The sequence below is a fragment of the Candidatus Burkholderia verschuerenii genome (assembly GCF_001189365.1).
Lineage (GTDB): Bacteria > Pseudomonadota > Gammaproteobacteria > Burkholderiales > Burkholderiaceae > Caballeronia > Caballeronia verschuerenii.
Map to the genome: position 1 here is coordinate 1 of NZ_LFJJ01000184.1, position 11,178 is coordinate 11,178.

The following is an 11,178-nucleotide window of genomic DNA, read 5'->3' on the forward strand; positions in this document are numbered from 1 at the left end:
CTTGGCATACCTCGCCTCACATAACCTCAACTTCCCGAACCGCCCGGTGCGGACCCGCACGCCGGGTGGTGTGGCAGGGTGGTGTGGCAGGGGACCGGCCAGCTTGCTGGCCGCCCCTATGCCGATTATTGCGTCAACTGGACGATTCGCGCGTCGATTCGTTCGCCGTCGATATCCAGCAGCGCGATCGTGATCGGCAGTTTGAAGCGGCGCGGACCGGCGCTGCCCGGATTTACGAACAGCACGCCGTCACGGCGTTCGATCAGCGGCTTGTGCGAATGGCCGGTGACGACGACGTCGATGCCGTCGAGCGTGGCCGGCACGTCGGCGATATCGTGTACGACGTGCAGCGTCGCGCCGGCGAGTTCGATGCGCACGTGCTCCGGCAGCGTCGCGATGTCGTCCGCCATGTCGTTGTTGCCGCGCACGACCGTGAGCGGCGCGAGTTGCGCGAGCGTGTCGAGCACGTCGCGCCGGCAGATATCGCCCGCATGAACGATATGGTCGACGCCGCGCAACGCGTCGAGCGCTTCGGGACGCACCAGATTGTGCGTATCGGAGATGAGGCCGACGCGCATCGTCACTCCTCGTTGAATTGCATGCGCTCGATGCGCCGGTCGGGCACGAGCCAGAGCGCCGCGACCAGCGCGTAGATCAGCGCGGCCAGCCACGGTTGCCAGAACGATGCGGCGATCGCCACGAGATACAGCACGACCGACAATTTGCCCTTGCGGTCCGCGCCGAGCGCCTGGGTGAGCTGCGCGTTGTCGCCGTGCATGGCCGTCAGCGCGCGCGTGAGGATGTACCAGGCGAGCGCCGTCATGAAGAGCACGAAGCCGTAACAGGCGGTCGGCACGGGGCGAAGGTGGCTTTCGCCCATCCAGTCGGTCGTGATCGGAAACAGCGACAGCCAGAACAGCAGATGCAGATTCGCCCACAGCACGGAGCCGTTCACGCGCTGGATCGCGTGACAGAGATGATGGTGATTGCTCCAGTAAATGCCGACGTAGATGAAGCTCAGCACATAGGCGCAGAACGCCGGCACGAGCGGAACGAGCGCGCTGAAGTCCTCGCCGTGCGGGACTTTCAGCTCCAGCACCATGATCGTGATGATGATGGCGATCACGCCGTCGCTGAATGCTTCGAGCCGGGTCTTGCCCATCCTGAGTCCTCGCGCGTGGCCGATTCGTTGCCGATTATGCGTGAGGGCCGTCGATCTGTCATGCGGGGCGGTTGGGTCTCAGTTGGGTCGCGTTTGGGAGGAAGAGGACGCAATGGTAGAATCGCGTCCGCCTTGCCGGGATGATGAAATTGGTAAACATAGCGGACTTAAAATCCGCCGCCTTACGGCTTGCCGGTTCGAGTCCGGTTCCCGGCACCAGGCAAGTTGCAAGCAACCATAGGATTCGTCGGAATCCTGCCGCTCAAGGATTTCGTCTCACTGCGCCTGCTTGCCTTGAGATGCGTGGCAGCGTCATTTACCTCGGCGCAGAGTCATTGGTCTGCTGCCAGCCAATCCAAATCAGCCTTTCGCTGCCCTGCAAACCCAACCTCGATTTCTTTTCGCCAGATCCTTTGGAAAAGGCGGAGCGTATGTCATCGAAGCCAGCAAACAACACCGCATCACATTCGGACTAAGCCTCAACACGCAGGCTTGAGAAAGTGTAGCTAGTAGGCTACACTTTATAAATGATCGAGCTTTGCAAAACTCCCGAATTCGCCCGCTGGCTCGACGATTTGCGCGATATCCGGGCTCGTGCTCGGATTCAGATTCGAATTTAGCGGTTGATGGACGGCAATCCCGGCGATGTAAAGCCGGTCGCCGAAGGTGTTTCGGAACTGCGCGTCGATTACGGACCGGGTTATCGGGTCTACTACACGCAGCGTCGTGGCGTGTGGATCCTGCTGCTCTGCGGTGGAGATAAGCGCACGCAGAACAGCGATATCAAGCACGCATTGCGCTTCGCGCGTGAACTGGAGGATTAAACGATGACCACCACTTCCACCCGATACGATGTTGCCGAACACCTTCGCAATGAAGAGGAAATGCAGGCCTACGTCGAGGCAGCGTTCGAAGAAGCGGGCGACGATGCGGCATTCATCGCCAAAGCGCTCGGCGACGTAGCGCGTGCGCGCGGTATGGCGCAGGTGGCTCGTGACGCCGGGCTCTCGCGTGAAAGCCTCTACAAAGCACTTTCCGGCGAGCGCAGCCCCGATTTTTCGACGCTGCTCAAAGTGGTGCGGGCGCTCGGTCTGCGTCTTCATCCCGAACTGGCTTGAGACCATGCCGGCAAAACGTCCCCGCCCGCCACGGCAGCGTCGATCGAGGCGCGCACGCCGACGCATTTCCGTCTCGATCCAATTCGATGCGGACATCGTTGCAGCGTTTCGTTCGACGGGTCCGGGATGGCTCAAGCGCATCAACACAGCCTTACGCACCTACCTCGACACCCACCGCCCCGGAAACCTCTCGTTCCAGCCATGAGTCGCAGCCGACGCAAAACGCCCATCCGCGGCATCACGACGGCCGAGACCGAAGCCGAAGACAAGGCCATCTGGCACCGCCGCCATCGCCGGATCGAGGATGCCCGGCTCAAGACCGCCGGGCCCGATTTCGTCGCGCATCATCGTAACCAGCACTCCAGCACGTGGGTAATGGACAAGGATGGCAAGCAGTACTTCGGGAGTCGATATCCCGAGTTGCTGCGCAAGTGACGCGGCGGCGCCCCCTCACACCGCGTTCAGCAACCTCTCCGCATCCCGCACGGCATCGACCAGCGCCTCGAGCGGCGTTTCCCGGTCCAGCAGACAAAGGTGCTCGATATCGAACGGCAATGCTTCCACGCCGACGAATCGCACCGTTCCTCCGAAACATTCCCGCGACTTTCCCCGACGCACCGACGCGATGTAATGCGGGGTGACGTAAAGCGCTACTGGCATCATGGCGGCCTCCACGAACGACTGTCCGGCCGTCACGACGCAGCCGGTGAGGCACAGTCTAGTCAGCCGCGATGCGCGCGACCACCCTCGTCAGACGGGAAACGCATCCCTCATTTTGTAGCTATCGGAATGTGTCATAGCGCATGTCCGAGCACGCGCGCGACGTAATGCCGGCCCCACGCCTCGCGATGGCCTCGGCGACGGTCTCGAACGGCCCGTGGCCGCCGATCATCTCGCCGGAATCGTCGGCGAGCGTCGAGCCGTGCACGGGACGCCGGTCGATGCGCGTCACCCGCACGCGCACCGCGTAGCGCTCGGGCGGCGGACGGGCGTCGTCGCCATCGGCGGTGGCGTCGGCGGTGGCGTCGGCGGTGGCGTCGGCGGTGGCGGAATCCGCCACTTTGGGCACCGGTTGCAGGGAAAGCAGGTAATCGCCCACTTCGATGTCTTTCTGCATGGCGTTCGCCTCCATCGATCCAGAACGTCTGAACGCATGACGAGCGGCGTGGCCGCCCGAGGCGATTGTGCTACCGCTTCGCCGATCGAAACAAGCGCCCTCGCCTGTCATCTGCCGCGCGCGATGCACTACAGTGGAGCGTCGGCGGCCGCGCCGATGTTATAAACCCGCCGCGACCTTATCTTCACGACGCCCGCGCAGCCTCGCCCCGAACCGAATCCATCGATGAACATCCGCTCCCGCCTGCTTCTCTCGCTCTGTCTTCCGCTCGTCGTGCTCGGCGGCTGCACGTCGTACTATCGCAACGTCGAGACTTGCAAGCAAAAGATGCGCGCCGATTATCCGGACGCCGCCAGCGCGCCCCTCAAAATCACCGGATCCGGCGCGAGTTATCATGGGTTCGCGCGTGATCGTGCGCGGCGAAATCCCGACCGCGCCGGTGCCGCCCGCGACCAAAACGGTCCAGACGCCCGCCGCCGCCGAATGCACGTTCAGCGAGCAATCGCTCACCGGCTTCCGCTGGGTCGCGCCTCGCCGAGCCGCCTGCATCCGACGAAACCACGGAGTAAATCGCCAGGGCAGCGATGGCTGCCCGTCACCGGAGACCAAGCTCATGTTGCTAGCCCAGATCAGCGATTTGCACATCACCGCGCCGGGCACGCTCGCCTACGGTCGCGTCGACACCGCCGCCTTCCTCACCCGCGCCATCGATGCGCTCAACGCGCTCGCGCCGCGTCCGGACGCCGTGCTGATCACCGGCGATCTGGTGGATGCGGGCGGCATCGACGAATACCGGCAACTGCGGACGCTGCTCGAACGCCTCGCCGTGCCGTGGTTTCCGCTGCTCGGCAATCACGACGACCGGGCGAATTTCCGCGCGGTGTTCGGCGATCGCGCCGGCGCCGCGAGCGATGGCTTCGCGCAACACGCATTCGATGTCGGCGACATGCGCGTGATCGCGCTCGATACGCTCGATCCCGGTTCGGGCGCGGGCCGCCTGTGCGCCGCGCGGCTCGCGTGGCTCGAAGCGCAACTGGACGCCTGCCGCGACCGGCCGGTGATCGTCGGCATGCATCATCCGCCGTTCGCATGTGGCATCGGCTTCATGGACGCGATCCGCCTCGCGCCCGACGACGCCCGCGCGCTCGATGCGCTGCTGCGGCGTCATCCGAACGTCGAGCGGATCGTGTGCGGGCATGTGCATCGGCCGATCACGGCGCGTTTCGGCGGCACGGTCGTGTGGTGCGCTCCGTCCACCGCGCATCAGGTTGCGCTGCAACTCACGCCCGACGGCCCCGACGCGCTCGTCATGGAACCGCCCGCTTTCGGCCTGCATCTCTGGCGCGCCGAAACCGGGCTGGTCACGCATTGCCGATGCGTCGATCAGGGCGACGGGCCGTACGTTTTCTGACGCATTCGTTGTCGTCGCAACGATCCAATTATTGAGAATCGATGCGTCGCCCTTCAAAAGTCACAAGTTTTTACCGTTAATACGGTCACGCGTTCGATCCCTTTGATCCGAACGCGGGACAACAATACGGAGAGACTTATGACGATTGCCACAAGGCAAGTAGGCGCCCTTGCTTTGACCTTGACCGCGAGCTCGCTCGCCCATGCGGCATTCGACTGCAGCGGTTCGCACGGCGGCTGGCGGATCCAGACATCGGATAGCTGGACGGGATCGGACAAGCTGGAGCACGCCGGCGTGTCGGCCGCTTTCGGCGCACTGGGCGCTTACGCGATGCGCGACACGGATCATCCGGTCATCTACGGTTCGCTGCTCGGCACGGCGCCGGGCCTGCTCAAGGAAGCCGTCGACGGAACCTGCCGCAGCGACGGCTTCTCCTACAAGGACCTCGTCGCCGATGCGTTCGGCGCGGTAGTCGGCGCGGCGCTTACGCACTGGGCGATCACCTATCAACGCGATGCCCGCAACATGACCATCGGGCTTCGCTACAGCAGCAGCTTCTGATTTGCCTCAGCGCTTCGATGCATGCGCGGGCGGTCTCCAGTAAGATCGGCGGCTGCCCGTTCATCGCATCGCGAGTTCCATGTCCGCTTCTTCGCCGCACCCGTCCGACCGTCATCCGCACTACTCGCGCGTCACGCTGTGGCTGCTTGCCACGATCGCGGGCGTGTCGGTCGCGAACATCTATTTCAATCAGCCTTTGCTCGGCGATTTCCGCGCGACGTTTGCCGGCAGCGCGTATCTGATCGGCGCGGTGCCCGCCGCGACGCAACTCGGCTATGCGCTCGGCATGCTGCTGCTCGCGCCGCTCGGCGATCGCTTCGATAGGCGTCGTCTGATTCTGCTGCAACTGGCAGCGCTCGGCGTCGCGCTGATCTTCGCCAGCACCGCGCCGACGCTCGCCATCCTGATCGCCGCGAGTCTCGCGATCGGCGTGGTCGCGACCATCGCGCAGCAAGCGGTGCCTTTCTCCGCCGAACTCGCGCCCGCCGCCGAACGCGGCCACGCCGTCGGCACGGTGATGAGCGGGCTGCTGCTCGGCATCCTGCTGGCGCGGACGGTGTCGGGTTTCGTCGCGCAATACTTCGCGTTAGCGCGCGGTGTTCGGCGCATCGGTGGTGGCGACGATCGCGCTCGCCGTCGTCGTGATCGCGCGGCTGCCGAAACCACGCTCTCGTACGGCAAGCTGCTCGCATCGATGTGGCATCTGACGATGGACAATCCCGGCCTGCGAGAAGCCGCGCTGACGGGCGGCGCGCTGTTCGCCGCGTTCAGCGCGTTCTGGTCGCTGCTGACACTGCTGCTGGCGGGCGAGCCCTTCCACATGGGTCCGCAGGCGGCGGGATTGTTCGGCATCGTCGGCGCGGCGGGGGCGCTGGCCGCGCCGCTGGCGGGCAAATCGGCCGATCGCGCTGGTGGCGATTTCCTTCGTCGTGTTCGCGTTGTCGGCGCGCAGCATCGTCGGGCTGGTGGTAGGCGTGATCGTGCTCGATATCGGCGTGCAGGCCGCGCAGATTTCGAATCAGTCGCGCATTTACGCGCTGCAGCCCGAGGCGCGCAGACGCGTCAACACGGTGTATATGGTGGCGTATTTCATCGGCGGCGCGGCGGGATCGGCGCTGGCGTCGATCGCCTGGCACGCGATGGGATGGACCGGTGTGTGCATCGTCGGACTGGCGGCGTCGGGATTGGCGGGATTTAGCCACTGGCGCGGTGGCGTCCGGCAGAAGCGCTAAGAAGCGCCGCGAATCGCAGTCAGGCGCGTTCGCGCGCGAAGTCGATCATTGCGTCGAGCACGCGGTCGAACTCCAGCGACTTGTCGAAAAAATGCCGCACACCGTATTGCAGGCAGCGCTCGCGATACGTCGGCAACGCATGATTGGTCAGCACGGCGACGAACGCGCCGCGCGCGCGGCCGGTTTCCTGGAGCCACGCCAGCACGTCGGTGCCCGAGCCCTGCCGCAATTGCAGATCGACGATAACCGCATCGAAGTCCTGCGCCGACAGCGACGCGATGGCGTCGTCGGGCGCATCGGCGAAAGCGGTCACGCGCCAGCAACCGAGTGCATCGATGGCTTCGGTGAGGCTGCGCCGGATCAGCGGCGAATCCTCGATCAGCAGCACCGCCAAAGGCGCGCGCCGCGATGCTGCATCGTCGGTGATGATCTGATGGCCCACGTCGGACGTCCTCCGCTCACGCCGCGCCGGATGCGCTGCGGCACGGCCGTCTCATCGCTATTCGATCAAGCCATTCTTGATGGCGTAATACGTGAGATCGGCATTGTTCGACAGCCGCATTTTTTCCAGCACGCGCGCGATACGTGCTCACCGTCTTGACCGACAGATGCAATTCCTCCGCGATCTCGGTTGGAATGCGCCCGCCCGCCAGCTTGCAGAAAATCTGGAACTCGCGCTCGGACAGCATTTCGTGCGGCCGTTCCGCCGCCGGTTTGTCGAGCTTGCCGGCCAGTGCATCGGCGATAAATTCCGACAGATACCGATGCCCGCGCGACACCGTGCGGATCGCGCGAACGATTTCCTCTGGCGCCGCGTCCTTGTTCAGATAGCCGTTCGCGCCTGCCTTCAGCAGATTGATCGCGTACTGGCTTTCGGGAAAGCCCGACAGCATCAGCACGTTTTGCTTCGGACGAATCTGCTTGATCACGCGCAAGGTGTCCACGCCGTTTTTATCCGGCATGGCGATGTCGAGCAGCACGACGTCGAACGCCTGCTCGCGCACCAGCGCGATGGTTTCATCGCCGGTGGCGGCTTCGGCCGCGACTTCCATGTCGGGTTCATCGGCGACGAACTGCCTGAATCCACTGCGCACGATGGCATGGTCGTCGGCTATCAGGACTCGGATCATTCGCGCCGCGCTCTCGTTATTCAAGAGCGCTCATTGTACTGACGCCGCCATGAAAAACGATGCGCGGCAGCACGCCTCTACGCATCGTTTCGTCGCTGCGGCGCAGTCGGCCATGCATCAGCCGTTGCGGCCTTCCAGCAGATCGGCCATGTCGTCGGCATGCTCTTCCTCGACGGCCAGGATCTCCTCGAAGATGCGGCGTGTCGTGACGTCCTTGTCGCCGAGATAGCGAATGATCTCGCGATACGTATCGATGGCGATGCGCTCGGCGATCAGGTTCTCGCGGATCATGTCGATCAGATCCTTGCCTTCCTGATACTCGGAATGCGAACGCGACTTGAGGCTGTCGGGCGCGAAATTCGGCTCGCCGCCGAGTTGCACGATGCGCTCGGCGAGCGTATCGGCGTGTTGCTGTTCCTCGTTCGCGAGCTCGAGAAACTCTTGCGCGACGGCTTCCGAATGGATGCCCTTCGCCATGAAATAGTGGCGCTTATAGCGGAGCGTGCAGACGATTTCCGTCGCCAGCGAATCGTTCAGCAGCTTGAGCACGGTCTGACGATTCGCGCCGTAGCTCGGCGTCACCGGGCCTTCGTCCATGTGCTGCCGCGCGTCGTTGCGGATCTTCTCCACGTCGATGACGAACGCGCCTTTCGAGTCGTTGGACGCAACCTTTACAGCAGACGATTTGGACATTTGTTTCGCTCCTAGAGTTGGATGTTGGCGTTCGCTGGTGCAGGTCGCGGACGTCGCCGAAGCCACGTTCATAGCGCCCTGCTATCCAAACAAATACTCCGATGCATGCGCCATGCCCGCTCCCGCAAAAAGTCGGGAGCGTCCGGCGTCACGTCCGGAATATCCCGAGCAGCAAGGTGACGACGAACACCACCAGAAAAATGAAGAACAGAATCTTGGCGATTTCCGCCGCGCCCGCCGCGATGCCGGTGAACCCGAACACGGCGGCGATGAGGGCGATCACGAAAAAGACGGCTGCGTAGTGAAGCATGGGACCTCCTTATTGCTGTTTCGACGAGGTTCGGAAGACGTCCACGAAGCGGCCGCTAATCGATCGCTTTTTTGGTGATGACGAAGCCCAGCACCAGAAACACGATACAGAGAATCAGAAACAAGACGAACAGGAATTTGGCGATGGCGGCAGCGCCGGCGGCGACGCCCGTAAAGCCGAGCAGCCCGGCGATCAACGCCACGATGGCGAAGAACAGTGCCCATTTCAGCATGATCGTTACCCGTAGAAGTGGATGGTGTGCTCATGCTAGCCAGCCGCGCGCCCGGGCGCATTCGGGCTGGCTCCTTTTTTGCTATGAGAATCGACTGACATGTGCTTTCAAATCGGCTGTGGCCGCGTCGATCGGGGGTTTGCGGGCGATCGACAGCCAACCAGCCTTCTTCTCATCGCCGAAACTTTGCCAAATGAGCCACGTACCGCGTGCCGCTTTTTCCGATCTGCCGGACTTCGAGCCTGACTTCGAGCCCGACGCCGCGCCCGTCGCGTCGAATGACGGCGGTGGCTTCGCGCGCCGCGCCGCGCCGCGAGGCTCAACGACTGGATGCGTCGCTATAGCTTGCTGGTGGCGATGACAGTGGCCATCGTGATCACGGTGGGCGGGCTGGTGATTCTGGAATCGGGCCGGATGCGGATCGCATCGGAATACGAGACCGCGCTCGACGCCAAGGGCGCGACCGCGCAACTGTCCGCGCTCGCCGCCGATATCGCCACGCTCACCGCCGAGGAACGCGCCTACGCGCTCGCGCCGGATGCCGCCTACAAGGAGCGCTTCGACGCGGCGCAGCAGCGCGTCAAACGCACGCTCGCCGCGATGGATACGTACTATCGCCGCATCGGCGACGACACGGCGCTCGCCAGCTTCGCGCAGATCAGCGCCGCCGCCGACGATGAAATCCAGCGCGGCGCGGCGCGATTCGGCGCGACCGCCCTGCCGCCACGGGAAAACCTTGCGACGCTCGATGCCGCGTTGTCGCTTCTGCGTCTGAACGAAGAACAGCGCGCCCAACACGCGCTCGATGCGAGCCGCGCCGATCAGCGCATCTCGACGCTATGCGTCGGCGCGCTGTGCGCGTTGAATATCGTGCTGTTCGTGCTGCTGTTCCGCAATCTCGGCATTCAGCTCGACAAGCAGGATCGCGTGCAAAAGAAGCTGATCACGCAGCAGGAAGAACTCGATCGGCTCGTGTCCGAACGCACGCGTCAGCTCGAAGCGCTCGCGTGGCACTTGCAGTCGGTCAGCGAGAACGAAAAGACCGAACTGGCGCGCGAACTTCACGACGAACTCGGCTCGATTTTGACCGCGAGCAAGATGGATGTCGCGTGGGTGCGCGGCAAATTAAAGGAGCGCGAGCCCGCGATGGCCGACAAGCTGGCGCGCGCGCTCGGCAGTCTGGATCAGGGCATTGCGCTGAAGCGCCGCATCATCGAGGACATGCGGCCGACGGTGCTGGCGAGCTTCGGGCTCGTTATCGCGCTGCGCTCGCTCGCGGACGAAGCCGCGCGGCGCAACGGCTGGGACATCGAGTTCGACTTGCCGGACGACGACGTCAAGCTCGGCGAGGCGATCGAAATCGCGCTGTTCCGCGTCGCGCAGGAAACGCTGACCAACGCGGCGAAATACGCGCACGCGAGCCGGATTCACGTCGCACTGTCGCTGGATGGCGAGAGCGTATCGCTGCATATTGCCGACAATGGCATCGGCATCCAGCCGGGCGACCTGCAACGCACGCAGACGCATGGACTTGTCGGCATGCGTCAGCGTGTGTCGGCGCGCGGCGGACGCTTCGAAATCGAACGGGCGATACCGCATGGCACGAGCATCCGCGTGTCGATGCCGCGCGAGCGTCTGAGCGCGCTGCCCGAGCCCGCGACCGCGTATGACGATGCTGACACGAAGTCAGGAATGCGCCGACACGAAAACGCGAACCGGCCGACAGTTTCGGACAGTACGCTTTTTTATGATTGATCGTACGGGAGCGGCCTGCCGTCCGCGGATCGATCGTCGTTTGTGCAGCGATCAGCCGCCCCATATACACTGCGCCAACGCAATACGCGTTGCGCCTTTCAACTCCAAGGGGAATACACATGACACGACTTATCGCTCTGCTGCTGCTCGCAGGCACGGCCGTCCTCGCGGGCTGCAATACGATGGCCGGCGCCGGCCAGGATATTTCGAAGGGCGGCAACGCCATCACGAATTCGGCCGAGAAGCACAGCGACTGATCGGCATGGCTTAGCGTTTCTTATTGTTTAGCGTTGATGTAGTTCCCTGTCTTGCCGCCACTTAGTGGCGGCCTTTTTGTGCGCCCAGCATGGGCGCACTCTTGCGGGTGCAAGTCGCGCGGCAAGTTGACCACAGCGAGCGAAGTGAAGCGCAACTGCGGAAGGGCGACCGACCGTGGGGAGGAAGCGTGGAGCGAAAC

At 63.7% G+C, this 11,178-nt stretch carries 17 protein-coding genes, 1 tRNA gene and 1 pseudogene; 10 read left to right on the top strand and 9 right to left on the bottom strand.

Features of this window, described 5'->3' with window-relative positions; translation table 11 throughout:
- Positions 1 to 125: 125 nt before the first annotated feature.
- A complete protein-coding gene (locus tag BVER_RS23575; RefSeq protein WP_050455349.1) occupies positions 126 to 578 on the bottom strand; it encodes a metallophosphoesterase family protein in 453 nt (150 codons plus the stop codon).
- Between the two features lie 2 nt (positions 579 to 580).
- Positions 581 to 1,162: a TMEM175 family protein gene (locus BVER_RS23580; RefSeq protein WP_050455350.1), complete on the bottom strand. Its 582-nt coding sequence runs from the start codon at positions 1,160 to 1,162 to the stop codon at positions 581 to 583.
- Between the two features lie 134 nt (positions 1,163 to 1,296).
- Between BVER_RS23580 and BVER_RS23585 the strand changes: the two genes are divergently transcribed.
- The 5 genes from BVER_RS23585 to BVER_RS23600 all read left to right on the top strand — a co-directional run bounded on the left by BVER_RS23585 (position 1,297) and on the right by BVER_RS23600 (position 2,715).
- A tRNA-Leu gene (locus tag BVER_RS23585) sits at positions 1,297 to 1,381 on the top strand.
- Between the two features lie 407 nt (positions 1,382 to 1,788).
- Positions 1,789 to 1,986: a type II toxin-antitoxin system RelE/ParE family toxin gene (locus BVER_RS23590; protein ID WP_332309145.1), complete on the top strand. Its 198-nt coding sequence runs from the start codon at positions 1,789 to 1,791 to the stop codon at positions 1,984 to 1,986.
- A gap of 3 nt (positions 1,987 to 1,989) precedes the next feature.
- Positions 1,990 to 2,280, top strand: coding sequence for an addiction module antidote protein (locus tag BVER_RS23595; RefSeq protein ID WP_050455351.1), 291 nt, complete (start codon positions 1,990 to 1,992; stop codon positions 2,278 to 2,280).
- Between the two features lie 4 nt (positions 2,281 to 2,284).
- Positions 2,285 to 2,485: a BrnA antitoxin family protein gene (locus BVER_RS36010; protein ID WP_083452323.1), complete on the top strand. Its 201-nt coding sequence runs from the start codon at positions 2,285 to 2,287 to the stop codon at positions 2,483 to 2,485.
- The gene (locus BVER_RS23600; RefSeq protein ID WP_050455352.1) at positions 2,482 to 2,715 is read left to right on the top strand and encodes a hypothetical protein; all 234 of its coding nucleotides are present in this window, start codon (positions 2,482 to 2,484) and stop codon (positions 2,713 to 2,715) included. Before BVER_RS36010 ends, BVER_RS23600 begins: the two co-directional genes overlap by 4 nt.
- A 15-nt stretch (positions 2,716 to 2,730) precedes the next feature.
- On the opposite strand, the gene BVER_RS23605 is transcribed toward BVER_RS23600, so the two are convergent.
- Positions 2,731 to 2,943, bottom strand: a complete 213-nt coding sequence (locus tag BVER_RS23605) for a hypothetical protein (RefSeq protein WP_050455358.1) — start codon at positions 2,941 to 2,943, stop codon at positions 2,731 to 2,733.
- 118 nt (positions 2,944 to 3,061) lie between these two features.
- On the bottom strand, positions 3,062 to 3,397 hold the full coding sequence (locus BVER_RS23610) for a hypothetical protein (protein ID WP_232316728.1): 336 nt from the start codon (positions 3,395 to 3,397) through the stop codon (positions 3,062 to 3,064).
- A gap of 613 nt (positions 3,398 to 4,010) precedes the next feature.
- Here BVER_RS23610 and BVER_RS23620 point away from each other — a divergent pair.
- The 3 genes from BVER_RS23620 (at position 4,011) to BVER_RS23630 (ending at position 6,567) form a co-directional block, all read left to right on the top strand.
- The gene (locus BVER_RS23620; protein WP_050455359.1) at positions 4,011 to 4,808 is read left to right on the top strand and encodes a phosphodiesterase; all 798 of its coding nucleotides are present in this window, start codon (positions 4,011 to 4,013) and stop codon (positions 4,806 to 4,808) included.
- 138 nt (positions 4,809 to 4,946) lie between these two features.
- The gene (locus BVER_RS23625; RefSeq protein ID WP_050455354.1) at positions 4,947 to 5,369 is read left to right on the top strand and encodes a YfiM family lipoprotein; all 423 of its coding nucleotides are present in this window, start codon (positions 4,947 to 4,949) and stop codon (positions 5,367 to 5,369) included.
- A 79-nt stretch (positions 5,370 to 5,448) separates the two neighbouring features.
- Positions 5,449 to 6,567 carry an MFS transporter gene (locus tag BVER_RS23630; protein WP_332309146.1) on the top strand — a complete coding sequence of 373 codons (1,119 nt, stop codon included), beginning with the start codon at positions 5,449 to 5,451 and terminating at the stop codon, positions 6,565 to 6,567.
- Positions 6,568 to 6,620: 53 nt separating this feature from the next.
- On the opposite strand, the gene BVER_RS23635 is transcribed toward BVER_RS23630, so the two are convergent.
- The 5 genes and pseudogenes from BVER_RS23635 to BVER_RS30570 form a co-directional block, all read right to left on the bottom strand.
- Entirely contained in the window at positions 6,621 to 7,043 is a 423-nt protein-coding gene (locus BVER_RS23635) for a response regulator (protein WP_050455355.1), read from the bottom strand.
- 57 nt (positions 7,044 to 7,100) lie between these two features.
- Positions 7,101 to 7,731 (bottom strand): annotated as a pseudogene (locus tag BVER_RS23640) (response regulator).
- A gap of 117 nt (positions 7,732 to 7,848) precedes the next feature.
- Entirely contained in the window at positions 7,849 to 8,424 is a 576-nt protein-coding gene (locus tag BVER_RS23645) for a ferritin-like domain-containing protein (protein WP_050455356.1), read from the bottom strand.
- A 148-nt stretch (positions 8,425 to 8,572) separates the two neighbouring features.
- Positions 8,573 to 8,734 (bottom strand): DUF1328 family protein, encoded by a 162-nt coding sequence (locus BVER_RS30565; protein ID WP_083452324.1) that lies wholly within the window; start codon positions 8,732 to 8,734, stop codon positions 8,573 to 8,575.
- Positions 8,735 to 8,789: 55 nt separating this feature from the next.
- A complete protein-coding gene (locus BVER_RS30570; RefSeq protein ID WP_083452325.1) occupies positions 8,790 to 8,966 on the bottom strand; it encodes a DUF1328 domain-containing protein in 177 nt (58 codons plus the stop codon).
- A 330-nt stretch (positions 8,967 to 9,296) separates the two neighbouring features.
- On the opposite strand from BVER_RS30570, the gene BVER_RS23650 reads away from it, so the two are divergent.
- Complete coding sequence (locus tag BVER_RS23650; protein ID WP_083452326.1) at positions 9,297 to 10,721, top strand: sensor histidine kinase; 1,425 nt, start codon at positions 9,297 to 9,299, stop codon at positions 10,719 to 10,721.
- Between the two features lie 119 nt (positions 10,722 to 10,840).
- Positions 10,841 to 10,978, top strand: coding sequence for an entericidin A/B family lipoprotein (locus BVER_RS23655; RefSeq protein WP_050455357.1), 138 nt, complete (start codon positions 10,841 to 10,843; stop codon positions 10,976 to 10,978).
- The last annotated feature ends 200 nt before the right edge of the window (positions 10,979 to 11,178 follow it).